The sequence below is a fragment of the Corynebacterium sp. HMSC08F01 genome (assembly GCF_001807545.1).
Taxonomy (GTDB): Bacteria; Actinomycetota; Actinomycetes; order Mycobacteriales; family Mycobacteriaceae; genus Corynebacterium; species Corynebacterium coyleae.
Map to the genome: position 1 here is coordinate 171496 of NZ_KV789314.1, position 23716 is coordinate 195211.

Annotated in this window: 24 protein-coding genes; 9 read left to right on the top strand and 15 right to left on the bottom strand. The window is 61.9% G+C overall.

The window, feature by feature from the left end:
- Window positions 1-18: 18 nt before the first annotated feature.
- Together HMPREF3171_RS07325 and HMPREF3171_RS07330 are read left to right on the top strand one after the other, a co-directional pair.
- On the top strand, window positions 19-1863 hold the full coding sequence (locus HMPREF3171_RS07325; protein WP_070483930.1) for a chorismate-binding protein: 1845 nt from the start codon (window positions 19-21) through the stop codon (window positions 1861-1863).
- Window positions 1856-2599 (top strand): aminotransferase class IV, encoded by a 744-nt coding sequence (locus tag HMPREF3171_RS07330; RefSeq protein ID WP_070483933.1) that lies wholly within the window; start codon window positions 1856-1858, stop codon window positions 2597-2599. The genes HMPREF3171_RS07325 and HMPREF3171_RS07330 overlap by 8 nt, the downstream gene beginning before the upstream one ends.
- 118 nt (window positions 2600-2717) lie before the next feature.
- Here HMPREF3171_RS07330 and HMPREF3171_RS07335 read toward each other — a convergent pair whose 3' ends face one another.
- The 11 genes from HMPREF3171_RS07335 to HMPREF3171_RS07385 all read right to left on the bottom strand — a co-directional run bounded on the left by HMPREF3171_RS07335 (window position 2718) and on the right by HMPREF3171_RS07385 (window position 13366).
- Window positions 2718-5135, bottom strand: coding sequence for an excinuclease ABC subunit UvrA (locus HMPREF3171_RS07335; protein WP_070484135.1), 2418 nt, complete (start codon window positions 5133-5135; stop codon window positions 2718-2720).
- 18 nt (window positions 5136-5153) lie between these two features.
- The gene (pyk, locus tag HMPREF3171_RS07340) at window positions 5154-6578 is read right to left on the bottom strand and encodes a pyruvate kinase (RefSeq protein ID WP_070483934.1); all 1425 of its coding nucleotides are present in this window, start codon (window positions 6576-6578) and stop codon (window positions 5154-5156) included.
- Window positions 6571-7530 (bottom strand): prolipoprotein diacylglyceryl transferase, encoded by a 960-nt coding sequence (lgt, locus tag HMPREF3171_RS07345; protein ID WP_070422383.1) that lies wholly within the window; start codon window positions 7528-7530, stop codon window positions 6571-6573. The genes pyk and lgt overlap by 8 nt, the downstream gene beginning before the upstream one ends.
- A gap of 18 nt (window positions 7531-7548) precedes the next feature.
- A complete protein-coding gene (locus HMPREF3171_RS07350) occupies window positions 7549-8367 on the bottom strand; it encodes an indole-3-glycerol phosphate synthase TrpC (RefSeq protein WP_070422231.1) in 819 nt (272 codons plus the stop codon).
- A 39-nt stretch (window positions 8368-8406) separates the two neighbouring features.
- Window positions 8407-9072, bottom strand: coding sequence for a TIGR02234 family membrane protein (locus tag HMPREF3171_RS07355; protein ID WP_070483936.1), 666 nt, complete (start codon window positions 9070-9072; stop codon window positions 8407-8409).
- A gap of 16 nt (window positions 9073-9088) precedes the next feature.
- Window positions 9089-9877 carry an inositol monophosphatase family protein gene (locus HMPREF3171_RS07360; RefSeq protein ID WP_070422229.1) on the bottom strand — a complete coding sequence of 263 codons (789 nt, stop codon included), beginning with the start codon at window positions 9875-9877 and terminating at the stop codon, window positions 9089-9091.
- Window positions 9870-10526: a type 1 glutamine amidotransferase family protein gene (locus tag HMPREF3171_RS07365; RefSeq protein WP_070422228.1), complete on the bottom strand. Its 657-nt coding sequence runs from the start codon at window positions 10524-10526 to the stop codon at window positions 9870-9872. The genes HMPREF3171_RS07360 and HMPREF3171_RS07365 overlap by 8 nt, the downstream gene beginning before the upstream one ends.
- Window positions 10527-10553: 27 nt before the next feature.
- Window positions 10554-11867: an MFS transporter gene (locus HMPREF3171_RS07370; protein ID WP_070483938.1), complete on the bottom strand. Its 1314-nt coding sequence runs from the start codon at window positions 11865-11867 to the stop codon at window positions 10554-10556.
- A gap of 1 nt (window position 11868) precedes the next feature.
- On the bottom strand, window positions 11869-12048 hold the full coding sequence (locus HMPREF3171_RS07375; protein WP_070483940.1) for a hypothetical protein: 180 nt from the start codon (window positions 12046-12048) through the stop codon (window positions 11869-11871).
- Between the two features lie 86 nt (window positions 12049-12134).
- Entirely contained in the window at window positions 12135-12656 is a 522-nt protein-coding gene (locus tag HMPREF3171_RS07380) for a hypothetical protein (protein WP_141739363.1), read from the bottom strand.
- Complete coding sequence (locus tag HMPREF3171_RS07385) at window positions 12656-13366, bottom strand: hypothetical protein (RefSeq protein WP_070483942.1); 711 nt, start codon at window positions 13364-13366, stop codon at window positions 12656-12658. Before HMPREF3171_RS07385 ends, HMPREF3171_RS07380 begins: the two co-directional genes overlap by 1 nt.
- A gap of 210 nt (window positions 13367-13576) precedes the next feature.
- Here HMPREF3171_RS07385 and HMPREF3171_RS07390 point away from each other — a divergent pair, with 210 nt between their 5' ends.
- The 5 genes from HMPREF3171_RS07390 (at window position 13577) to HMPREF3171_RS07410 (ending at window position 19426) form a co-directional block, all read left to right on the top strand.
- Window positions 13577-14134 carry a TetR/AcrR family transcriptional regulator gene (locus tag HMPREF3171_RS07390; RefSeq protein WP_070483943.1) on the top strand — a complete coding sequence of 186 codons (558 nt, stop codon included), beginning with the start codon at window positions 13577-13579 and terminating at the stop codon, window positions 14132-14134.
- Between the two features lie 39 nt (window positions 14135-14173).
- Window positions 14174-16363 carry a glycogen debranching protein GlgX gene (gene glgX, locus HMPREF3171_RS07395; RefSeq protein WP_070483945.1) on the top strand — a complete coding sequence of 730 codons (2190 nt, stop codon included), beginning with the start codon at window positions 14174-14176 and terminating at the stop codon, window positions 16361-16363.
- On the top strand, window positions 16364-17725 hold the full coding sequence (locus HMPREF3171_RS07400) for an exonuclease domain-containing protein (protein ID WP_070483947.1): 1362 nt from the start codon (window positions 16364-16366) through the stop codon (window positions 17723-17725). It abuts the gene before it with no gap.
- Window positions 17726-17828: 103 nt separating this feature from the next.
- Window positions 17829-18380 (top strand): hypothetical protein, encoded by a 552-nt coding sequence (locus HMPREF3171_RS07405; RefSeq protein ID WP_070450928.1) that lies wholly within the window; start codon window positions 17829-17831, stop codon window positions 18378-18380.
- Window positions 18381-18394: 14 nt separating this feature from the next.
- A complete protein-coding gene (locus tag HMPREF3171_RS07410) occupies window positions 18395-19426 on the top strand; it encodes a GTP pyrophosphokinase (RefSeq protein ID WP_070483949.1) in 1032 nt (343 codons plus the stop codon).
- A gap of 6 nt (window positions 19427-19432) precedes the next feature.
- On the opposite strand, the gene HMPREF3171_RS07415 is transcribed toward HMPREF3171_RS07410, so the two are convergent.
- The 4 genes from HMPREF3171_RS07415 to ilvA are packed head-to-tail and all read right to left on the bottom strand — an operon-like array spanning window position 19433 to window position 22000.
- Entirely contained in the window at window positions 19433-19816 is a 384-nt protein-coding gene (locus HMPREF3171_RS07415) for an RNA-binding S4 domain-containing protein (protein WP_070483951.1), read from the bottom strand.
- Between the two features lie 4 nt (window positions 19817-19820).
- Window positions 19821-20054: a hypothetical protein gene (locus HMPREF3171_RS07420; RefSeq protein WP_070422217.1), complete on the bottom strand. Its 234-nt coding sequence runs from the start codon at window positions 20052-20054 to the stop codon at window positions 19821-19823.
- An 11-nt stretch (window positions 20055-20065) separates the two neighbouring features.
- Window positions 20066-20716: a YigZ family protein gene (locus tag HMPREF3171_RS07425; protein WP_070483953.1), complete on the bottom strand. Its 651-nt coding sequence runs from the start codon at window positions 20714-20716 to the stop codon at window positions 20066-20068.
- A complete protein-coding gene (ilvA, locus tag HMPREF3171_RS07430) occupies window positions 20717-22000 on the bottom strand; it encodes a threonine ammonia-lyase IlvA (RefSeq protein ID WP_070483955.1) in 1284 nt (427 codons plus the stop codon).
- Between the two features lie 277 nt (window positions 22001-22277).
- Between ilvA and HMPREF3171_RS07435 the strand changes: the two genes are divergently transcribed.
- Together HMPREF3171_RS07435 and HMPREF3171_RS07440 are read left to right on the top strand one after the other, a co-directional pair.
- Window positions 22278-22766, top strand: a complete 489-nt coding sequence (locus HMPREF3171_RS07435) for a hypothetical protein (protein WP_070483957.1) — start codon at window positions 22278-22280, stop codon at window positions 22764-22766.
- A 29-nt stretch (window positions 22767-22795) separates the two neighbouring features.
- Window positions 22796-23290 (top strand): hypothetical protein, encoded by a 495-nt coding sequence (locus HMPREF3171_RS07440; protein WP_070422213.1) that lies wholly within the window; start codon window positions 22796-22798, stop codon window positions 23288-23290.
- The last annotated feature ends 426 nt before the right edge of the window (window positions 23291-23716 follow it).

Genomic DNA, 23716 nt, shown 5'->3' on the forward strand with positions numbered 1-23716 from the left:
CTATACGATTCCGAATCGATGATCCTGCTCATTGACAATTACGATTCATACACGTTCAACCTCGCCCACCTCATCGCCGAGGCTGCCGGCCGCGAACCACTCGTTGTGCCTGCTGGCGAGGGTGCTGACCTTCCACAGCGTGTGCGCGCCGGCGAGTTCAGCCACGTTGTGATCTCCCCCGGGCCAGGTACCCCCGAACGCGAGGAAGACTTTGGTACGTCCCGGCGCGTGATTGAGGCTGCCGCCGATTCCGGGGTCCCGCTGCTGGGCGTGTGTCTGGGACACCAGGGTCTGGCGATGCTCGCAGGGGCCTCCGTCACTCGTGCTCCGGAGCCTCGCCACGGGTTCGTTTCCACAATTACCCATTCCGGTGAGGGCATTTTCGCTGGTATTCCGCAGGGTTTTCAGGTGGTGCGCTACCACTCTCTGCACGTCGAGGAAATCCCCGGCGTCACCGTGCACGCTCGCAGCGAAGACGGCGTCATCCAGGCGCTCAAGGTCGATGGCGCTCCGCATTGGGGTGTGCAGTTCCACCCCGAATCGGTGCTGACTGAGCACGGCGCCGCGATCATGCGTAACTTCCTCGGCGGCTGGCGGTTGCTGCACCGCGAGGTGCCCGGCGCACTCGACTGCCAGCGCGTCTTCAACGCGATCAATCGCGACGGCAACGATGCGTTTTTCCTCGATTCCGCCGACCCCCGCGGGCGTTTCTCCATCCTCGGAGACACCGCGGGCGCCCTGTCGCGCTCGTTTCGCTATTCGCTCGGTAGCGACCCCGATATCCTCCACACCCTCCAACGCGAACTGTCCGCCCTTCTCCACGACGCGCCTGACCTGCCCTTTACCGGCGGTGTCATTGGGTACCTCGGCTACGAGTGCGCGGAGCTTACCCTTCCGATCACGCTGCGCCACCGCTCCCCATACCCGGACGCTTACTTTGTGCGCCCGCAATCGTTCATCGTTTACGACCACGAGGCCGAAATCGCCCACTTGTGTGCACTCGCCGGCGACGGCACGGATGCACTCCTTGACCGCCTCGAGAAGGCCTTGGATGGGGCGGACGGTGCGCGGGGGTCGTCGATTAGCAATGGTTCCTGGAGCAACCCCGACTACCTCGACTGCATCGAGAAAGCACAGGACCTGCTGCGCGCCGGTGAGAGTTACGAGGTCTGCCTGACCGACACCTACACCGCCGAAGCAACCGGCGAGATCTATGCGCCGCTGCGTGAGCACAACCCCGCGCCATATGCCGCGCACCTCATCTTCGACGGTGTGGAAGTCGCCAGCGCCTCGCCCGAACGTTTCCTCACCGTGCGAGGCCGCGAGGTGGAGGCCAAGCCGATCAAGGGCACCATCGCCGCTGATCAGGACCCCGCATTGCTTCACGACGACAAAACCCGCGCCGAAAACCTCATGATCGTCGACCTGCTGCGCAACGATCTTTCCCGCGTCTGCGAACCCGGCAGCGTACAGGTCCCGGGTCTGATGCAGGTGGAGTCGTATGCCACCGTGCACCAACTGGTTTCCACCATCACCGGGCAGCTACGCGAGGGAGCCACTGCCGTCGACGCCATCCGTGCCACCTTCCCGCCCGGTTCCATGACCGGCGCACCGAAACTACGGACGTGCGAAATCATCGACCGGCTGGAAACCTCCCCGCGCGGCGTCTACTCGGGCGCGCTCGGCTACATCGGGTTCGACGGCCAAGCCGACCTGTCGGTGGTCATCCGCACCGCAGTACGCGCTGGCTCCACTGTGACAGTCGGTGCAGGTGGCGCGATCGTACTCGCCTCCGACCCTTCCGCTGAGCTCGCCGAGCGCAACCTGAAGGCCCAGTCCGTTTTAGGAGCGTGGGATGCGTAAGTACGCCTGGCACGGCGCGTTTGTTCCACGTGACTTCCTTGACGGCCCCATCGACGTCGCAGATTCTTGGCGCCACTCCTCCGGCAGCACCAACGGCCTCAGCCTGCACATCGAGCGCTTCACTCGCACCGCCGGTCCGCTCCCCGCCGGGTTTGTCGACGCGATGCTGCCGCTGCTCAGCGAAGGCGAACTCTTCCCCCGCATCGCGCTCTCCTCAGGGCTTTTGCTTCTCGACGTCCGCCCCGCCCCATCCCCTCGCCCCACCACCTCACTGACCTACACGCAAGCCCCAGACCCGCGCACCCAGCCCGAGGTGAAGGGGCCCGACTTCGGCTCTCTGCGGACCTATCGCGACCGGTATCAGGTGGCGGGAACGGACGACACGGTGGTCGTCGATAAGCATGGCGCCATGCTGGAAACAACCACCGGCGCGCTGGTGATGTGGGACGGCGACACGCTGTGCATCCCCGACGGCGTGTGGCTGCCGAGTGTCACACTGCACCAGGTTGTCGCGCGCGCCGAGAAGTTAGATATGCGGGTGGAGCGCCGTCAGCTCAAACCCGAACTCGCCGCCAAGCACCCGTTGTGGTTCCTCAACTCGCTCCACGGCATTAGCCCCGTCAGCGAACTGCATGTAGGCGGCGATGTGATCACTCCGCCGGTCCACCCAAGTTTCAACGAGTGGCGCGACTGGTGGTGGGGCGGCTTTACACACGAATGGCACATCGAGGCATAGCGAAACACCGTGGGTCCCCAGGACTATGCCGCTGCATAATCTCTACAACCGCCAACACGCTATGCCGCTGCATAGCGTCGCACCACCGCCGGGTCCGAAACCCAGCGAGCCTCCGGGACTATGCCGACCGCTCGGCGAGCACGCGCCCTGTTGCGGTGTCGCACTTTGCGAGCTCTGACGGGGTGCCCGAAGCCACAACTTGTCCGCCGTCTGCGCCAGCGCCGGGGCCCATCTCGATGACACGGTCCGCCTGCGCGATCACGGAGACGTCATGCTCGACCACGATCACGGTTTGGCCCGCTTCGACGAGGCTGTTGAGTTCCTTGACTAGCAGTGAGATGTCGGCCGGATGCAGGCCGGTGGTGGGCTCGTCGAGGAGGTACACGGTGTGGCCCCGGCGCGAGTTGCGGGAGCGCTGCAACTCGGTGGCGAGTTTGATGCGCTGTGCCTCGCCACCGGACAGTTCGGGCGCGCCCTGGCCGAGGCGCAGGTACCCCAGCCCCACGGCTTGCAGAGTTTCGACGGCGCGCAGGATCTTCGGTTCGTCGGCGAATACGTCCGCGGCTTCGTCGACGGTCAACTCCAGCACGTCCGCAACGCTGAGTCCTTCCCAGGTCACTTCGAGGGTTTCGTCGTTGTAGCGTGCACCGCCGCAGTCGGGGCAGGTGGTGTACGAGCCGGGCAGGAACACTAGCTCGACTTCGATCTTGCCGGCGCCGCCGCAGGTCGGGCACTGTCCTTGCTTGACGTTGTAGGAAAAGCGCGACACGCTCCATTTGCGCCGCTTTGCTTCGTCGGTTGCGGCGAAGAGTTTGCGCACGCCGTCGAAGAGTCCGGTGTAGGTGGCCAGGGTTGACCGCGGGGTGCGCCCGATCGGCTTTTGGGTAATTTGCACGACGCGGGTGACAGCGTCAAAGCCATCATGCTTATCGACGCCCCACTCGCCCTCCTGTCCCACCTCATCGTCTTCATCAACAACGGTAGAGGCGGCGTCGCGAAGGACACCGGCGAGAACGGTGCTGACCAGCGTCGACTTGCCTGAACCAGACACACCAGCCACGGCGGTGAACTGCCCCATCCCAAACGACACATCCAGGCCGTCGATGGAGCGGGCCGAGACACCGGACAGGGAAAGTTCGCCGGTTGCGGCGCGGGGGTCGTCGTTAAGCGAGAGCTTGCGGTTGGCAAGCGCGCGGGCAGTTGGCGCATCGCCGGAGTATTCGCTGGTGGGGCCGGAATAGACCACTTCGCCGCCGCGCTCACCCGCGAGCGGCCCGACGTCGACGAGCCAGTCAGTCTGGGCAACGAGTTCCATGTCGTGTTCCACCAAGAGAACGGAATTGCCTGCGTCGATGAATCGGCGGCAAATATCCAGCACCGCACCACGCTCGGACGGGTGTAGGCCCGCTGACGGCTCGTCGAGCACATACGCCACACCGAACAGGCCTGAGCGCAGCTGCGAGGACAAACGGATGCGCTGCAACTCACCCGCGGACAACGTGGGCGCGGGCCGATCCAGGCTCAAGTGCGCAAGGCCCAAGTCGAGTGCGGACTGCACCGCGGGCAAAATCTGTTTGAGCAGCAAGTCTTCGGCGGAGCCCTCCGAGGGCTTCTGTGCCGCGAGTACCTCATAGACACGGTCGAGAGGCAAGGCGCCGAGCTCGTCGATGGGCATGCCAGCATAGGTAACCTTGAGTGCTTCCGGGTTGAGGCGACGGCCGTGGCAGGTCTCGCAGACGCGTGACTCCATGTAGGACAGCACGCGTTTGCGCAGGGTATCGGACTGTGTTTCGGCGAGTGTATTGGTCAGATACGACGCCACAGATCGCCAGGTGCCTTTGTAGTTTCGCTGGATCTGGTCCTCACCGCGCAAGGGTTTCACGGTCACCACGGGGCGCTCGTCGGTGAACAGGATCCAGTCGCGGTCCTTCTTCGGCAGATCCTGCCAGGGTGAATCGAGGTCGTAGCCCAGCGTCTGCAAAATGTCGTGGAAGTTCTTACCTGCCCACGCGCCGGGCCAGGCTTGGATCGCACCCTCCTCGATAGATAGCGTCGGGTCCGGCACCATCGACTCTTCGGTTGGCTCGTGCACGACACCTGTGCCCTGGCACGTCGGGCACATGCCTTCCGGCGTGTTGGGCGAAAACGAGTCGGAGTACAGCCCCTTCGGGTTATCGCCAGCGCGCGAGTACAGCAGACGAATGCTGTTGGACAGCGCCGAGACCGTCCCCACCGTCGAGCGCGCCCCGCCCCCGGAGGTGGACTGTTCGAGCGCCACGGTCGGCGGCAGTCCCTCAACCGCGCCGACCTGCGGGTCTACTGCAGAACCAATCAGGCGACGCGCAAACGGCGCCACCGACTCCAGGTAGCGCCGTTGCCCCTCCCCGTGGATGGTGCCGAACGCCAGCGACGACTTACCGGAGCCTGACACTCCTGTCACCGCAACGAGAGTGCCGCGTGGGATATCCACGTCCACATTGCGCAGGTTGTGTAGGTGGGCATCGCGTACTTGGATTCCGGCATGTGTTTCAGGCATGCCCACCAGGGTAACGCGTTAGGGGTTTCGCGTGTCCTCGCCGAGTTGGTGCACGAGGATCGTGTTGGTAGTGCCCGCAACTCCTGGCGGGGTGCCCGCGACGACCACCATGGTGTCGCCTTCGTGGTACTGGTCCATGGCTAGCAATTGCTTGTCCACAACTTTGACCATCTCGTCGGTGCTGTTGACCTCATCGCACAGGAACGTCTCCGCACCCCAGGTCATGGCCAATTGCGAACGCACCTGCTGCACCGGTGTGAACACGAGCAGTGGCAGGTCCGGGTGCAGACGCGCCACGCGGCGTGCAGTATCGCCGGAGGTCGTAAACGTGACAATGGCACGCGCGTTGAGTCGCCGCGCAATGTCGTTCGCCGAGTAGGACACCACGCCACGCTTGGTGCGCGGAATGTGGTTCAGCGGCGGGACGTTGCCCATCGTTTCCGCAGAACGCACGATGCGGCTCATGGTGCGTACCACGTTGTGTGGATCCACGCCGACGGATGTCTCGCCGGACAGCATCACGGCATCCGCGCCGTCGAGCACCGCGTTGGCTACGTCGGAGGCCTCCGCACGGGTGGGGCGGGAGTTCTCAATCATCGAATCGAGCATCTGCGTTGCGACGATCACCGGCTTCGCATTCTCACGCGCGATCTGAATCACACGCTTCTGCACAGCCGGCACCTGCTCGAGCGGGATTTCCACGCCCAGGTCACCACGAGCGACCATCACGGCGTCGAACGCAAGGATGATGGATTCCAGAGCGTCGACTGCCTCGGGCTTTTCCAGCTTTGCGACGACCGGAACGCGCCGGCCCACCTCATCCATGATCTCGTGCACGAGATCGACATCAGACGGCGAACGGACGAACGACAACGCAATAATGTCCACGCCGAGCTTCAGCGCGAACCGCAGATCTTCCTTGTCCTTCTCGCTCAGCGCAGGCACGGAGATGTCCATGCCCGGAAGCGACACGCCCTTGTTGTTCGACACCGGGCCGCCTTCGGTGACGCGGCAGACTACGTCGTTGCCGTCGATGTCGGTGCAGACGAGGCCGACCTTGCCGTCATCGACAAGCAAACGGTCCCCCGGCTTCGCATCCTTGGCCAGCTGCTTGTACGTCGTAGACACACGGTCGTGCGTACCTACAACATCGTCGACGGTGATGCGGACGGTTTCGCCCGTCTCCCAGTAGGTTTTGCCGTCGCCTTCAAAGCGGCCAAGGCGAATCTTCGGGCCCTGCAAGTCCGCCAAAATGCCGACCGCATGGCCGGTCTCATCAGTGGCTTCGCGCACCCAACGGTAATTCTGCTCGTGATCCGGGTAATCGCCGTGCGAAAAGTTCAGGCGCGCGACATCCATGCCGTCGCGCACGAGTCCTAAGATCGCATCCTTGCTGGCCACAGCGGGACCGAGCGTACAAACGATCTTCGTTTTCCTATCCACGTTTTCCAACCTCACCTTCGTAGGCTTCTCGCGTGTCTTCCACCGCAACACGGTACTCCGGATTGTCCTCTTCTGCCGTGGACGGTGCGTTGTAATCCGGATCGACCTCTTCCGGGGTCTCGCGCCCCTTCGGTGTGCGCATGAACATCACCACCGCGATGATGAACAAGATTGCGGTCATCCAGGTGTTGACGCGCAGGCCGAGGATGAGCGTGGCTTCGTCGCTACGCATCAGCTCGATGAAGAACCGGCCAAGGGTATAACCCGCGACATAGAGCCAAAACACGCTGCCATGGCCAAGGCGCCGGCGGCGGTCAATCCAGATGAGCAGGAAGAACACCGCAACGTTCCAGATCAGCTCGTAGAGGAACGTCGGGTGCACGCTCGCGATCACCTCACCGGTGGACCGGCCGGTCAGCGGCGCGAACTCCCCCGCCTCGTTGACGCGGTAGTAAATATCCAGCGCCCACGGCACATTGGTTTCGGCCCCATAGAGCTCCTGGTTGAAGTAATTGCCCAACCGGCCGATGCCTTGGGCGAGAATCACCGTCGGCGCAACTGCATCCGCAAGTGGCGCGAACGGAAGGCCCTTGCGGCGCATCATCACCCACACGCACAGGGTTCCCAGCGCGACTGCGCCGATGATGCCCAACCCACCCGAGGTGATGTCGAAGGCCTTCCACGGGTTCTTGCCCTCACCGAAGTACTTATCGTAATCCGTGATCACGTGGTAAAGGCGCCCGCCGATAATGCCGGTCGGGATAATCACGATCGCTGCATCCCAGATCGTCTCCGGATTACCACCGCGGGCCTTGTAGCGACGCAGGGAAATCAACAGCGCGACAACAATGCCCGCCATGATGCACAGCGCATAGGCACGAATCGGAATCGGTCCGAGCTGCCACACCCCCTGCGGCGGGGAAGGAATGTTTGCCAGAAGTGTTGTTTGCACGCCCAACAGTGTGCCAGTTTAATTCCGCGATGGACAGGCTGGGTGCTGTCCCGCGGCCGCCAAAGAGCGGGTTGCCTCGTACACATCGCCAGACGCCATCACAGCCTCCGCTGCCAACACGGCATCCGCACCACACGCGGCGGCGTCCATCAGGTCACGCGGAGTGGTCACACCACCCAGGCTGATCTTGATCACTTCGGTGGGAAGCCCCGGCGCGATATCCGCAAAGGCGTTGCGGTTGAGGTCGTTGGTGTCAAAGGTCCAGGAGTTCACCGCGATCACACTCACGCCGGCCTTAAGGGCCCGATCCGCCTCCGCTGGCGTGCGCACCTCGGCCACACCGACCATGCCCAGCGATTCCACTCGGTCCAGCAGTGCCTCCAGGCGCGGCTGTTCGAGGATGCCTACCTGCAGCGGGAGCATGTCGGCGCCGTAGCAGCGGGCCTCGTGGATCTGGTACGGGTCGACGATGACATCGCGACACACCATCGGCAGGCTTACGGCTGCGCGGGCGTTGGCCAGATCTGCCAGGGAGCCGTCGAAACGCAGCCGCTCTGTCTGGCAAGCGATGAGGTGGGCGCCACCGCGCTCGATGTCTTGGGCAACCGACTCGATCGAGCGTCTGCCTACCGCGGTTGGGCCAAAAACTGGCGAGTTGCGTTTGATCTCCACGATGACCCCGCAGCCGTGGCGCAAAAGTGCTGCTTTAGCATCGCGGGTTGGGGGCATGTCGCGCGAGCGGGCCTTGATTTCCTGGAACGGCACGACCGCTTCGCGTTTTTCGACATCACGGAGCACACCAGCGACAACGTTTGATACTGCGCTCGGTGCCGACATGCGCCTACCTCCAGGTGATACGGCCTATAGCGCTATAGGTTAGCGGTTGCCCTGCGTAGGACGAAAATCCTCGTCACCAGTTTCGGTCGGGTCGATATCCGCGTCGAGCGCATCCCACATCACGCGTCCGGAATCCGGCTCCTCTTTCAGGTCGTGACGGATGGTTTCTTTGCGCACAGCTTCCTTCTCGTATTTGTGTTGCTTCGGCGCATCCTCGCCAGGCTTGACGACGAGCATCGCACCGCCAATCACCCCCAGCACACATCCCACGATCGTGAGTACTGGGCCTACCACAGCAACGTCGGCGGCGGTGATCTCCGCCCAGTTCGCAATAGCAGCGGAGGACGTATCCGTGGCTGCCTGTTCCGCCCCTGCCGTCAAGATGGCGTGGATACGCTCATGGTCAGCACCACGCGCCAGAAGCGCTGCTGCTGGGATGACAGCAGCAGCGGCGGCGAGCGCGCAAATTCCGCCGATAACACGACGACCGACCTTGCGCAACGCAAACGCGGCAATCGCACCGGCGAGCAGCAGCACCGCCACTGCGGTGATCTCGGTGGACCACTCCGCGCCGGTGATGGTTGCTACACCTTCGCCGGAGAGGTCGTCGTTGTACTTCGCGGTCACCCAGTCCATGCGGGAAAAGCCCCACATCACCGCACCCGCCACACCGAGCAGCAGTGCACCGGTTTTGTTCTTCTTCATCTGAAGCGTCCTTCCGCTACTTTGCAACCATCTGGATCGCATCGAGCACAGTACGATGCGCATGCGGTGTACCGATAACCACACCGGCGGTGGTCGGAGTCCATTCCGAACCATCAAACGCGCTTGCGTTCGCCCCTGCACTGCGTGCCAACAACACACCAGCTGCGTTATCCCAGATGTGCGGGGAAAAACTGACCGCAGCCTGGTAGATCCCCTGCGCGACGAAGGCCAGGTCAACGCCGACCGATCCGCTGATGCGCGGCCGCAGGTGCGAATCCGTGAGTGCGCCTGCCAAGTCGAGACGGAACGATGCTGGGTATCGCTGCCTATCCGCCGAGGCCAACGAGCCAATCCCCACCTGCTCCGCAGCGGAAGTCAGCGCACCAACCGGTGGCAAGGCGTTGCCGTTGAGGTGCACGGGCTCGCCATCGACCGCGGTGAGGCGCATGTTCAGCAGCGGCGCATCGGTAATCGCTGCGACCGGTTTTCCACCAAGCAGCAGCGTGCACAGGATGGCGCAGTTCGGATTGCCGGACGAGTAGTTCGACGTACCGTCGATCGGGTCAACAACCCAGCACGCCTCCGGATCAAACGACCCGCCTTGTTCCTCGCCGTACACCGCAATGCCAGTCGTGTCCGTCAGACGCTTGCGCAACAGCTTCTCAATGATCAGATCAGCCTCTGTGGCAAAGTCGCCGGCCCCCTTGCGCAGTGCAGGAGCAGCCCCCACTTTGTCGACGAATACCTCACGCGCCTCATCAACCGCGCACAATGCAGCATCAAGCAGCTCCGCCGGCTTATGCATGAGACACCTCCGGCTGCAGCTGCTGCACCCAGTTGCCCAGCACGCTCACACCAACCTCACCGGACATGGCTGGGTCGAACGCCATCGCCCACAATGGCCCATTTTCTACAGCGGCAAGGATGCGCTCGCCGTTGATGTCTGCCCAAGACAGTTTCGGGTAGGCGATGAAGTCATCCTCTGCCAACGGGAACGACTTCACGGCTTGTGGCGCGTCGAAGAACACGTCTCCAACAATTCCGGCCAGCAGCTTCGAACCATCTGCCGCCACGACGGGGTACTCCCCCGCTTCAAATGCTGCCTCCACAACTTGGCCCGGCCACTCCCCAAGGCCTGGTGTGGTGCGGCTGCCGGTCACGGCGTCGTCGAAAAGCACGTGCATTCCAGTGCCGACCGCAAGCAGTGCCCTACCCCCTGCCAGACGCTGGCCTACGATGCGATCCCCTTTGATGCGCTTGATCGCCGCAGCAGCGTCTGCAAACGATGCCCCACCAGGCAGGACAAGACCGCTTGCCTGCACAGCCTTGTCGGGGTCAGTGGTGGCAAAAGCATCAGCACCTGCATTCACCAAAGCACTGACAAGGCTGGTGGTGGTCTCACTGCCGAGGTAATCAAGTACCGCGACTGTCGGGCTTGCCGGGGTGTTCGTCATGGTTGCGTAGTGTATCCGCTCCCCCGATTACTGGTTCTTCGGCTGCTTCTTATTCTTCGACGGATAACGACGCGGCGCCTGCACAGCCTTCAAACGAGCCGACAGATTGTTAACTTCCACCACACGGTGACGGCCCAACTGACGGTCAAGCAACGTGACAATCAGCCCAATCGCGATGACACCGGAGGCGATGCCAAACATCGGCGCGAACGCCATCGTGGCAATGAGCATGCCGTAGAAGGTAGAACCCAGGCCCGTCCCGCCGTCGAAAGCAATGTTCCAGATAGCAGAAGCTTCCGAGGTCTTCGAGCGCGGCAGGCGGTAGAACATCATGGTCAGTGCCTCGTTTTGCACCGCGCCGAAGCCTGCGCCGTAACACAGGGCGGCCAGCAGCATGGTCCAAACCGGTAGCTCAAGCGCCAAGATGGCTGCCATGAGCAACACGCCGAGTGCACAAAGGACCTGGCATGGGATGAGCACGGTGCCAGGCTGCCCACGACGGTCCATGATCTTGCCTGCCGTGTAGCGCGAGATCATCGACGCAAAGTTCATCACGCCGAGCATTACGCCGCCCATCGCGGCACCCGTGGCCGGGTCGAGATCACGCATGGAGACCGGCAAGAAGTTCGTGATCGCACCGTAAGCAGTGGTCACAAACATCAACGCGAGTGCCGGCACGAGCACCAGATGCCACATGGGCACATGGACCATGTTTGTGGTCTCTGGCTCGGGATCCGGTGGTGGAATAGCAGGGATCGCCGCACAGGCAATGAGCGAGATGCCACCGATCGATGCCGCGATCATGTACACGGCGTCGTAGCCAATCCTGTCCACCAGGGCCAAGCCCGATGGCAGCGCAATCATCTGAGCAAGGCCGACAACACCACCGAAAATTCCCGTGGCACTGCCGAGCAGGCGCAGCGGTACCAGCTCCGCGATAATCGCCGCTTCAGCCACGGACAATGCACCGAAGCCGATGCCACGAATCGCACTAACCGTCAGCAGCGGCGCTGCATCCATGCCGATGATGTACCCCAACGCCGGGATACCCAGAAGCATTGAGGCCACTGCCATGATGATGCTGTAGCCGAACCTCCGCAGAGCCCACGGTGTACAAACTTGTGTGAGCACTGTTGCCAGCATGAACACACCAGTGGACAGCCCGGCAAGGGATGCAGACTGTCCGGCATCGATGACGGCTGTGGGCACTACCGGCAACAGAAGCGACCAGGCGGCGAAGGCAGATGCAACGGCGACGAGCACCGGGATCAAACCACGGGCCCGCCACACATTGGTTAGCGAATCAACCTCGTCGCGGGTAAGGGGCCGAACTCCGAACATCTCACATCACCTCCACCAACATCAGCACACCACCTAGGGCTGCCATAACTGCAAGAAGCGCGAGGACGGCAGTCACCGCTCTTGAGGAGCCGTTCTGATACGACGACCACACTCCACCGACGAGGATGCCTGCAAGGAGGAACAGCAAAAGAATGAAGAATGTGTTTCCGGCACCTGCCACTGGGCGAACCTCCTGCGTTATTGGCGCGTTCAAGCTGTGTACGCCGTCAGTGTAACGACGCAGTCCGATTCCGGCCGTTCGGGGCCTTACAGACGGCTGTCGTCATCCCCGCGTGGTTCACGCGCATAGGCGCGCAGGTTGCCGATCCAAAACACCAGACCAGCTGTCAGCGGCGCAACAGCCCACCCGACCCCCGGCGAAACCGGCGGGACAAGCGTGAAGCTCGATCCGGTTTCCAAGACATCGTGGGTAGGCCTGGGGTGCAGTTTGAGGCTCAACCAGTCACCAAACAAGTAGATCGAGATCGCGCCGAGTACGGCAACGGTCATGATCCACAGCATCCACCACACAGAACCGCCGACCCTGCCGCGGCGCACGCTGCGCCACCCCACGGCGCCAAGCACCACCCCGAGCAGGAGTGCCAGCAGCACAAACCACGCAAACCCTGTGAACTGTACATTCACAGGGCTTGCCACTTCGTCGACCCCGATACCGCCGTTTTCTGTGATCACGCCGACGTATGCGGGACGAAGACCACCCCAGGCGAAACCTCCAGCGATACCGAGGAGCAGGGCTAGCGCGAGCAGCCCTGCACCAGATCCCATCACTAGTTGCAGAACTTCCAGCGGCCGTCTTCCTTCTCGAAGATCATGACCTGGGTTTCTTCACCGTTTGCGTTCTTTGCAGTCAGGTTGGCAGACGCACGGTTACCGTCCACACGAACGTCGGAGATGCTGACCTCGGACTTCGGCAGCTCGAGCGCCTGGCCCTGCTGCTCAGCAAGGCGGCCCGCCTCTTCAACCTGCTCAAGGGTCAGACCCTGACGCTCCAGTTCCTCCATCATCGGGTCAGCGACTGCCTTACAGGAATTGTCCAAGATGGTGCGGGTCCAGTCAGCGAAAGAACCCGGGTTCAGCACAGCACGTGCAGTGTCTTCCATCTGCTTGCGGTCTTCGTCGGTGCCTTCCTGTGCGCCCTCGAGCGGCTGGTTGGTGTTTTCCGGCATGCCGTTCTCAAACGGATTGGCAAGGGTCGGCGCCTCGCCCTGGTTGCCGCCCTCTTCCTTCGACTCCTTCTTCTTCGAAGTCGTGGTGGTTGCCTTCTTCTCGTCCTTCTTTGCGTCGTCCTTCTTTCCTTCGCTCTTATCGGCATTCTCGGACACCGTGGACTCGACAGCCGTATCGGCCGGAGCAGCCTCAGCAGCGGTGGACAGCCCTCCGGACTTGCCTTCGTCGGAGGATCCGCATGCCGAAAGCGGAAGTACGAGCATTGCTGCAGCTACGCATGCTGCCATGCCGGACGTAGTGTTCATCTTCATCTTTGACTACCTTCCTAGTTTCACCCCATCCGTTCGCTGGACGCGGGCAACCGTCTTGAGCGTGGATTGGCGCCACGACGGGACGTTCGTCCCAAAGAGTACCAACGCAACGCTTACCTGACGGTTGAACGTCCGTACTATTGTTCTGAATGGTTCCTGTGAAGTCACGTAAACCCATGTTTCGGCCACTTCGGTCTAGGGTGGTGTGTCATGCAATTGTCTCGCGAGCGCATCACGCAGGCGGCGCTTGAGCTGCTGTCTGGGTACGGTTTGGCTGATGTTTCCATGCGGCGTGTGGCGTCGTCGCTGGGCGTCGCCCCCGGCGCGTTGTACTGGCATATCGCCAACAAGCAGGAGTTGCTCGCGTCGTTGGCGGAGCATATTGTGCGCCCGCTCATGAGCGATCCAGTTGCCGACCCAGCTGAGCTAAGTCGCGCGCTGCGGGAAGCGGTGCTCGGCATCCGCGATGGCGCAGAGGTGCTTGTGGCTGCAGTGAGTCAGCCGGACGCTGAGGTTCGCGCCCAGTTGTCGGAATTGTTTATTGCGTCGGTGCGTGAGTATTCGGGTGAGGGGTCGTCGTCAAGCGAGATGCGTGCTGTGGCTCTCGGCCTGTTGCATTTGACGCTTGGGGATGCCGCCGTGCACCAAGCAAGCACACAACTTGCGGAAGCGACCGGCAGTGTTTCGGACACGTACGAAGACGATTCTGCGCAGACGCATGCTGCGGCCGTGAAGTTTTTGCTGGACGGTTTGGCGCAGCACTCGTAGCCCGGGCAGTGTCGAGCGGGTGCACTATGCTCGGGCAGCATGACTGAGACGACGCATCCGGATCTGCAGCAGCAAGTCTGGCCTGGCTCCGCACATCCGCTGGGCTCGACGTTTGATGGGGCGGGGACGAACTTTGCACTGTTTTCGGGGGTTGCTGATGCAGTTGAGCTTTGTCTTATCGACGACACCGGCGCCGAAACGCGTATCTCCCTCGACGAGGTGGATAACCATGTCTGGCACGCTTACCTGCCCGGTGTTGGCCCAGGTCAGCGTTATGGCTACCGCGTGCACGGGCCGTGGGACCCGGCCGACGGCAAGCGTTGCGATCCCAGCAAGCTGCTCGTGGACCCGTACGCGCGCGCCTTTGATGGGGAGTTTGATCAGCATTCCTCGCTGTTTTCCTACGACGTCAACGCAGTAGAACCTGGTACCGGTCGCAATGAAGAAGACTCGCTCGGCCACACGATGTTGTCGGTGGTGATCAACCCGTTCTTCGACTGGGGCGACGACCGCGCGCCGAAGATCCCTGATGAGGAGATGGTGATCTACGAGTGCCATGTCAAGGGCATGACACAGACCCACCCGGGCATTCCTGAGCAGTTGCGCGGCACCTATGCGGGTATGGCGCACCCGGTAATGGTGGATTACCTCACCGACCTTGGTGTGACCTCGATTGAGTTGCTGCCGGTGCACCAATTTTTGCAAGACGACCGCCTACTCAAACTCGGGTTGCGCAACTACTGGGGCTACAACACGTTCGGTTTCTTCGCCCCGGAGCACAGCTACGCCTCCTCCTCTGCCCCTGGCGATGCCGTGGCTGAGTTCAAACAGATGGTGCGCGCCTACCACGAGGCCGGCATCGAGGTGATCCTGGATGTGGTATACAACCACACCGCGGAGGGCAACCACATGGGCCCGACAATTGCGTTTCGTGGCATTGATAACGAGGCGTATTACAGGCTTGTCGACGACAACCGGTTCCTCTATATGGACTACACCGGCACCGGAAACTCACTGAACGTGCGCTACCCGCACTCCCTGCAGTTGATTATGGATTCGCTGCGCTACTGGGTCACCGAGATGCACGTCGACGGGTTCCGCTTCGACCTCGCCTCGACCCTCGCGCGCGAGTTTTCAGACGTGGACCGTCTGGCCACCTTCTTCGACTTGGTTCAACAGGACCCGGTGGTGAGCCAGGTCAAACTCATCGCCGAGCCGTGGGATGTGGGCGAAGGCGGCTACCAGGTCGGTAACTTCCCTGCCCTGTGGAGCGAGTGGAACGGCAAGTACCGCGACACCATGCGTGACTTTTGGCGCGGCGAGGACTCCACCCTCGGCGAGTTCGCCTCGCGCCTCACCGGCTCGTCGGACCTGTACCAGCACAACGGGCGTCGCCCGACCGCGTCGATCAACTTCATTACCGCCCACGACGGGTTCACCCTGAATGACCTGGTGTCCTACAACGACAAACACAATGAAGCCAACGGCGAAGATAGCCGCGACGGCGAGAACCACAACCGGTCCTGGAACTGTGGTGTGGAGGGCCACACGGACGACCCTGTGGTGCTCGACCTGCGAGCACGGCAACGCCGCAACTTCCTGACCACACTCTTGCTATCTCAGGGCACCCCGATGCTCGCTCACGGCGACGAGATCGCACGCACCCAGGGCGGTAACAACAACGTGTACTGCCAGGACAACGAGACGGCTTGGATGGACTGGTCCAACCTTGAAAGCGCAGCAGACCTGCACGAATTCACGCGTCGGCTCATCGCTTTGCGCCGAGATCATCCGGTGTTTCGCCGCCGCAGGTTCCTCGAGGGCGGTGCGCTTGGCGACGACGAACACGGCCGAGAGATCGCTTGGCTCACCCCCGACTGCCGTCTCATGACACAAGACGATTGGAACGCCGCCTTCGGCCGTGCACTTATGGTTCACCTCGATGGCGAAGCGATCGCGGAACCCGATAGCCGCGGCCAGCGCATCGTGGACGATTCATTCCTTCTCATGTTCAACGCCCATTATGAGGACATTGACTTCACTGTTCCCGGCGCAAAGTTTGGCGACGAATGGGAGATCGTCGTCGATACGACTGGCCCCCTCGGCTACCGTGAAGACGCACAACCCATCGGTCCGGATTCGACTGTCACTGTCGGCCAGCGCTCGACCGTGGTGCTGCGCCGTACGCAACCGCCCGCTGGTGCGGGCCGAAAGGAAGGCAACGCCTAAATGATTTCCGCTCATGGTGCAACGTTGACTGTGACCAACGACGCCCTCACCGTGACCCCAACTGCCCTCCTCGCCTCACTGCGTGGCGATTCTTCCGACCGCACCGTCAACATTGCCGACATCACCGGCGTGGATATCACCGAAGGTGACGCATGGTCGCCGACCAAAGTGGATGTTGCCACCACCGGTGCTCCGCTGACCGTCTGGTTCGCACCGGGAGACGTCGATGGCGCAAAGAAGTTGCGCACGCTTCTCGACGACGCCAAGCACGGCAAGGCCCCCACCACCGCTACCGCCGACGGCGGAGCAGGCATTCCTGGCTTCTCCTTCGTCGGTTTCGATGTGGAAACCGCGAACCGTCGCTGGGGCTCGATCTGTCAGATCGGGTTGGTCAAGATTGTCGACGGCGAAGAGGTCGAGCGAAAGTCTTGGTTATGTAAGCCGCCTGCCGGTTTAGACGAGTTCGAATCCGGCAACGTTGCTATCCACGGCATTTCTGCTGAGGATGTCACTGATGCCCCAGACGTACGCGACTGTATCGCGGAAATGAGCGCCTTTGTCGGGGATTTACCCCTTGTCGCGCACAACGCACAGTTCGATGCCTCCGCACTTCGCGATGCTTGCTTGGCCTCCTCCATCGCCGTCCCGAAGATGCTGTTCGCGTGCACGTTGGCACAGGCCCGCGCTACCAAGCTGGATGTGGCAAATCACAAGCTTCCAACCCTTGCGCAGCACTTCGGCGTTTCCTTGGACAACCACCACGATGCCTGCGAAGATGCCGCTGCGTGCGCCGGTGTGATGGTTGGTCTCGCCCGGGAGGCCGGCCACACTGGCAGCCTGATGAGCTTCATCCACGACACCGGGTTCACGCTCGGATCGATCGACGACGCCCGCGTCACCCCTGTCCTCCGCGACCGCTCCGGTGCCGGCCGCGCGGTGCAGGCGAAGCAGGTCGCCGAAGGTGGTGTCGCTGCTGCCGTTGCCGCCACCGCCGAGCCACGTGGTTCCAACCAGGCCGGGCCGGTGAAGAAGGAGCGCAAACCCGCTCCGTGGCAGTCGGTGTCCACCCCGGACACCGTGCCGGAGCCAGATGCTCAAGCCGACCCGAACGCTCCTCTCTACGGCGAGCACGTCACCTTAACCGGTGAGTTCGAACCGCACGATAAGGGCGAGTTGTGGGACGCGATTGCGAAGCAGGGCGCGCAGGTGGGCAAGAACGTCACCAAGAAAACGACCATCTTGGTTGTCGGCGAATGGTCGAGTGTGACCTCGAAGGAAAAGCGAGCCCGCGAACTGCAGGAAAAGGGCCAGGACATTCAGATTTGGCAGGCCCCGAAACTCCTCGAGGTACTCGGTCTGTAAAAAGTTTTGGTTCGGATGGAACCGGGGCGGTGTTGGCTACGTCTAACTGAGTATGTACGTAGTAGAAACTCTTCCCCGCCCTGTCCACCAAGATGCTATTGAATTGCGGCTGGCGCGGCGTGACGACGTCGCGCCATCGTCGTCATCACGTTCCTGGCTCACGCCTGGCTTTTCGGCCTCGACCGCGTTTATCAACCTTGCACCGCGCCTGGTGTGTGTCTTTACCGTCGACGACGGTCCGGCGCTGACCCACCAACAAATCGGTGAGCTCACGCCGAGCATGAACCAGCTCTGGAATGGTGCCGCTGACCGGTTGGCGAAGCGGGCGCTCGTCGACACGGGCGTCGAGTTTTTGGTGCGCAACCCCGCTGCAGCGCTGGAGCAGACCGGCCTTCCGCCCGGTTTAGAGGTAGGTGGACACGGTGTGCCACCCACCGCGTGGCTCGCTCACCCGAAAACGTTTACGGTGATGCACCGCCATTTCCAGACGGTGCTCGACCCCCACCACGAGCTGGTCTACGCCACCCGCGACGACCAGGAACTGTTTATCTTCGACGCACCGCTGCATCACGTCCGCGACATCCTGGGGCGCGGCGCGCTGATGACATACTCGGTCGGCTTCCCGCTAATGCACGATCCGCCAGTTTCCGGGTAAGCTCACCCGCCGACATGAGCACTTCAAAACAACCGGCCAAGCGAAACAAGGAAGCTGACGACACAATCGCACGTCTCGGCTCCACCTACTTCGCTTGGGTAAACGCACACGAGGACGTGGCGATGACCTTCCGCCACGCCCTCCATGAACTCATGCGCGATGCCGGCGTGAATTTCGACCGCGTAGATGCACGAGTAAAGTCCTGGACCTCGTTGAAGGAAAAAGCCCGCAAAACTCGCGACGGTGAGTTGCTCTACCCCGACCCGTGGCACGACATCAAAGACATCATCGGCGCCCGTATCACCGTGCTGCACTCGACCGAGATCCCTGCAGTGCAGCGCCTGCTCGCCGACGAGTTTGAGGTGTTGCGCAGCGTGGACAAAGCCGAAGAAACCCGAGTCGCCGGCAACTTCGGCTACGGCTCGCACCACCTTGTCGTCCGTGTTGAGGAGCAATCCGAGGGCCTTGAGGAGTTCGTCGGCCAAGTCTTCGAGGTGCAGATTCGTACAGTGCTGCAGCATGCGTGGGCGGAGTTTGAGCACGACATCAGGTACAAACGCTCAGCGGAAAAACTCGACCCGCAGGTGGACCGCGCGTTCACCCTCGCAGCAGGGCTTATCGAGTTAGCCGATCAGCAGTTTGACCAAATCTCAGCCTTGGCAGACCCGCAGGAAAAGGTGCACACCGACGTGGACACCGAAATCTCGCCTGAGACACTGCCGGGCATTCTGACCGTGTTGCTTGGCAGCCAGTTTCCGCTCTCACGCGCGGGCGACTACCGCTTCCTCACCGAGTTGCTGCGTGCCCACGGCATTGAGCTTGTCTCGGACGTTGCGGACCTGACCAACCCGGCAGACATCGAGGCTGTGTCCAACTCGATGAACTACTCATTCGTCCCGGGGCAAGTGCGCATTATCGACGATCTCCTGCTCAACCGGTTCGGCACCGAACACATCGAGAAAACCTGGGATTCGGGAAACCGCCCAGAGGTGCGCCGCAAGCGGCTCAACGGCCGTCTAGCCCGGCTGCGCAGCAGCATCGATTAGCTGCGTTTAGTTACGCCGCCCCATGAGGCGGTCGATTTCGCGGCGTTCCTTCTTCGTGGGGCGCCCAGTTCCGCGATCGCGCACAGGAGGTGCCGCGAAGAGTTCACGCGGTGGTGGTGGCGGACTGTGGTCGATGTAGCAGGTGCGCGCCACCGGGGCGCCAACGCGCTTCGACACCGTCGCCGTAACCTCGAGAATGTACTCGTGGTGGTTCTTCCATACCCGCACCGTGTCTCCCGGCACGACCTGGACGGCAGGTTTGACTGCCTTGCCACCGATCTTGACGTGCCCAGCACGAACGGCTTCGGCGGCCTGGCTGCGTGTTTTGAAGATCCGCACGGCCCACAGCCAGGCGTCGATACGGACGGCTTTGCCTGGCGGTTCGATCAAGGCGCTAGTAACGGTCCTGGTGATTGACGATCTTTTGGACCTTGTTCCAATTCACAAAACCACCCGCAACTCCGATGACGAGCCCAAGCACCAGGATCGTCCAGGACTGCATCAGCAGACCGAACGCGATGCCGCCGGCGAGGCCGCCGCCGGCCCACACCAGCGCGTCGCGCGAGTATTTGCGCACGGCGGCTTTTCGTTGGTCGATCGGGTTGTTTGGGCGCGGCTGCATAGTCATGGCATGCAATTCTAGCGCGAAGTAGACAACTCGACCCACCGTGGTCCGAGCGTTTTGCTTTCTGCTTGGCCTTGGGTGGCGGCGGCGAGGAGGTCGTCGATACGCTCACGCTCCCCTGGTTCGAACGCGAGCGTGTACGTGGCGGCAGCTCCGTATTTGACGTCTACGACTTCCACCCCAGCGTTGCGTAGTTCTGCTTCGATTCGGCCGGCTTCAGCATGCGGAAGGTCCACGGCAACTTGCTCACGCATGGCACGTGTGGTGGTGACAACGCTCGGCAGTGTTTCAGACACCGCGTTCGTATACGCACTCACAAGGCCGCCTGTGCCAAGCTTGATGCCACCAAAGTAGCGAATAACCACGGCGACAATGTCGGACATACCTGATCCTTTGAGCACCTCAAGCATCGGCTTTCCTGCCGTGCCGGAGGGCTCACCGTCGTCGGAAGAGCGCTCGATCGGCTGTGCGTCGTCGACATGAACGATGAACGCCGAACAATGGTGGCGCGCATCCGGGTACGCCTCACGCGCGGCATGGATGACCTCGCGCGCTTCCTCCTCAGTGGTGGCACGCGTCACCCAGGTGATGAACCTGGAACGTTTGATCTCAAGCTCGTGGATGGCTGTCTCCCCAGCCTTGGGTCGGACGTAAGAAGTAACCATTTAACCTGCAACGATGAAGTCGTACTCAGGCGTGCCAGGCTCGAGGCGACGGCAGCCGATCGGCGACGCTTCCATACGATCCAGCAAGGGCGCCAGGTCTTCTGCATGCGCCAACTCAATGCCAACTAGCGCCGCACCGGTTTCGCGGTTGTTCTTCTTCAAGTACTCGAAGAGCACGATGTCATCTTCCTCGCCCAGGATCTCCCGCAGGAACATGCGAAGCTGTCCTGGCTCTTGGGGGAAGTTGACCAGGAAGTAGTGACGCAGCCCGCGGTGGACCAAGGAGCGCTCCATGACCTCCGCGTAGCGCAGCACATCGTTGTTGCCCCCAGAGATGATGCAAACGACGGTCGAGCCTGGCTTAATCGTCGTTTGTGCAAGGCCCGCAACCGACAGCGCACCCGCGGGCTCAGCGATGATGCCTTCGTTTTGATACAGCGAGAGCATTTCCGTGCACACTGCCCCTTCGTCGCAAGCAAGCACCTCTGCACGATCCTTATGTGCTTGGAACACCTGCCAGGGAGTGTCACCGATCCGCTTCACCGCCGCACCGTCTACGAATGGGTCGATAGATTCCAGCGTCACCGGCTCGCCCGCCTCAATCGCAGCGCGTAACGACGACGCCCCCACCGGCTCAACACCAACCACCCTCGTCGACGGCGACATGTCCGCCACATACGACATCACACCTGACATCAGGCCACCGCCACCGACCGGCACAAGAACAGTGTCGAGCTGCTTGCCCATACTGGACAATTGCGCGACGATCTCGGCCGCGACGGTGCCTTGCCCGACCACGGTATTGCGCGAGTCGAACGGCTCAATCACCGTCGCTCCCCGTGCCGCAGCGTCTTCGCGCGCAGCCTGGGCAGCCTCGTCAAACGTGTTGCCCGTAACGACGAGCTCAATCGCATCACCGCCGTGCACCAAAATGCGGTCACGCTTCTGCTTCGGGGTGGGTTTCGGGACAAAGATCTTGCCCTGAATCCCAAGCGCACGGCACGCGTACGCCACGCCCTGGGCGTGATTGCCTGCCGACGCCGCCACTACGCCAGCCTCCCGCTCCTCCGGGGTTAGCTGCGAAATGCCAAAGTACGCCCCGCGAATCTTGTACGAACGCACATCCTGCAGGTCTTCACGCTTGAGATAAATCTCAGCACCGTACTGCTGAGACAGCCGCGGGCAGTACTGCAGCGGCGACGGAGTAATGACAGAAGAAATCCTTCCCTGCGCGAACTGGATATCGGCGGCATGGACCTCTTGGAATGTGTCAGATGGGCGCATGGTCGATCAGTGTACGCGCGACGAGCTTTCAGTTTGTTCAAACCTCGATTTACCCCACCTCCATAGAACTTAGACATATAGATGATTTGGGGTACACTGCTCGCCGTGACCAAACCCCTGACTTCCAGGTGTTGGCCAATCCGATGCGGGGATCACTGAAAACATTGCCTATATCACTATGTTTTCTTCTGGGAACCTGCTAGGTTCTTCCGAGTGATCTGTCGAGCGCACGGTCGACAGCGACAAACCCCCTAAATTTCCATAGGAGTTTTTCATAATGAAGCGCATTTCTTCTGCAATGGTCGCTGCCGCGACCGCGCTGACCCTGGCTGTTACCCCGGCTTACGCTGAGGACGCCGAAAACACCGGCAACGGGGCCACCGACACCCACACCACCGCTCCGGTTGACCAGCCCGAGGACAACAAGGGCGAGACCGACAAGCCGGGCGAGGGCGAAACCGACAAGCCGGGCGAGGGCGAAACCGACAAGCCGGGCGAGGGTGAAACCGACAAGCCGGGCGATACTGAGCAGCCGGGCAAGGGCGAGGGCAACAAGCCCGCACCGCAGAAGACTTCCGGTTCCTCCCAGGGCCACATCATCGGCGCAGTGTCTGGCACCCTCGCTGCGGTTCTGACCACCGGTCTGATCGTGTTCTCTGACCCGCGTGGCATCAACAAGATCATCGACGCACTGAACCGCGAGTTCCACCTGGGCATCCCGCACGTCCACGTGCCGCAGGTCCAGCTCCCGAAGCTCCCGTTCTAAACCTCCACCCCAGCTAGGAATATTCAAGCATGAAGCTCCGCACTCTGTTGGTTTCCGCAGCCGGTGCCGCCGTCGCCGCTGGCGCTCTTGGCACTTCAGCTCTCGCTGCAGAGACCACCACCTCCGAACCCACTTCGGCAACTACCACCGCCACCTCGGAACCGGCACCGACGACGACCACTGAGGCGCCGGCGGAACCGGCACCTTCCGAGGACACGGAGGAAACCACCACCTCGACGACGACTACTGAGACGTCGGAGGAAACCACCACCAACCAGTCGACCGAAACCACGACGAAGGAGACCACGACCGCTCCTACGCCGACAAAGGTGACTGCTGAGCCTTCGGCAACGCTGGCTCCGCACGGAAGCATCGGCCCTGCCGATAATGAGGAAGAAATCCTGAAAGCAATCACGACTATCAGCGTGATTGTGACGACGCTTGGTGCTGCAATCGGCAGCCTGGTTGTCTTCATCAACTCGATCCCTGGTGGTCGCGAGGCGCTGCGTAAGTTCTTCAAGTAAGACACGCGCTTCATCTCCTCATGCCCGCTGTGCAATATGCCAGCGGGCATTTTGCTGTGCCAACTATGCAGCGGCATAGTCACCGCCGCTGAAACCTCGAGCCCGTGCACTATGCAGTGGCATAGTCTCCACCGCTCGAACCCCTAGCCGGCGCACTATGCAGCGGCATAGTTTCCCCCTTGCCCAGCATCTTCGCACCCAGGGTTGCCTTGAGATCACCCATCAGGCTCGCAGAACGGTACAGCCGCAGAGAATCATCGAAGCCGACTATGCAGCGGCATAGTCACTACCGCTGGATCCTCGAGCTCGCGCACTATGCAGCGGCATAGTCACTACCGCACGAGCCCCAAACCCGCACACTATGCAGCGGCATAGTCCGCCCTAGCCCAAGATCCCCGCACCCAGGGTTGCCTTGAGATCACCCAT

What these genes read in the sequence shown, in the direction of transcription:
- HMPREF3171_RS07325 (WP_070483930.1), top strand. Translation starts at nt 19, where the DNA reads ATGATCCTGCTCATTGACAATTACGATTCATACACGTTCAACCTCGCC.
- HMPREF3171_RS07330 (WP_070483933.1), top strand. Translation starts at nt 1,856, where the DNA reads ATGCGTAAGTACGCCTGGCACGGCGCGTTTGTTCCACGTGACTTCCTT.
- HMPREF3171_RS07335 (WP_070484135.1), bottom strand. Translation starts at nt 5,135, where the DNA reads ATGCCTGAAACACATGCCGGAATCCAAGTACGCGATGCCCACCTACAC.
- HMPREF3171_RS07350 (WP_070422231.1), bottom strand. Translation starts at nt 8,367, where the DNA reads ATGTCGGCACCGAGCGCAGTATCAAACGTTGTCGCTGGTGTGCTCCGT.
- HMPREF3171_RS07355 (WP_070483936.1), bottom strand. Translation starts at nt 9,072, where the DNA reads ATGAAGAAGAACAAAACCGGTGCACTGCTGCTCGGTGTGGCGGGTGCG.
- HMPREF3171_RS07360 (WP_070422229.1), bottom strand. Translation starts at nt 9,877, where the DNA reads ATGCATAAGCCGGCGGAGCTGCTTGATGCTGCATTGTGCGCGGTTGAT.
- HMPREF3171_RS07365 (WP_070422228.1), bottom strand. Translation starts at nt 10,526, where the DNA reads ATGACGAACACCCCGGCAAGCCCGACAGTCGCGGTACTTGATTACCTC.
- HMPREF3171_RS07370 (WP_070483938.1), bottom strand. Translation starts at nt 11,867, where the DNA reads ATGTTCGGAGTTCGGCCCCTTACCCGCGACGAGGTTGATTCGCTAACC.
- HMPREF3171_RS07385 (WP_070483942.1), bottom strand. Translation starts at nt 13,366, where the DNA reads ATGAAGATGAACACTACGTCCGGCATGGCAGCATGCGTAGCTGCAGCA.
- HMPREF3171_RS07390 (WP_070483943.1), top strand. Translation starts at nt 13,577, where the DNA reads ATGCAATTGTCTCGCGAGCGCATCACGCAGGCGGCGCTTGAGCTGCTG.
- glgX (WP_070483945.1), top strand. Translation starts at nt 14,174, where the DNA reads ATGACTGAGACGACGCATCCGGATCTGCAGCAGCAAGTCTGGCCTGGC.
- HMPREF3171_RS07400 (WP_070483947.1), top strand. Translation starts at nt 16,364, where the DNA reads ATGATTTCCGCTCATGGTGCAACGTTGACTGTGACCAACGACGCCCTC.
- HMPREF3171_RS07410 (WP_070483949.1), top strand. Translation starts at nt 18,395, where the DNA reads ATGAGCACTTCAAAACAACCGGCCAAGCGAAACAAGGAAGCTGACGAC.
- HMPREF3171_RS07420 (WP_070422217.1), bottom strand. Translation starts at nt 20,054, where the DNA reads ATGACTATGCAGCCGCGCCCAAACAACCCGATCGACCAACGAAAAGCC.
- HMPREF3171_RS07425 (WP_070483953.1), bottom strand. Translation starts at nt 20,716, where the DNA reads ATGGTTACTTCTTACGTCCGACCCAAGGCTGGGGAGACAGCCATCCAC.
- ilvA (WP_070483955.1), bottom strand. Translation starts at nt 22,000, where the DNA reads ATGCGCCCATCTGACACATTCCAAGAGGTCCATGCCGCCGATATCCAG.
- HMPREF3171_RS07435 (WP_070483957.1), top strand. Translation starts at nt 22,278, where the DNA reads ATGAAGCGCATTTCTTCTGCAATGGTCGCTGCCGCGACCGCGCTGACC.
- HMPREF3171_RS07440 (WP_070422213.1), top strand. Translation starts at nt 22,796, where the DNA reads ATGAAGCTCCGCACTCTGTTGGTTTCCGCAGCCGGTGCCGCCGTCGCC.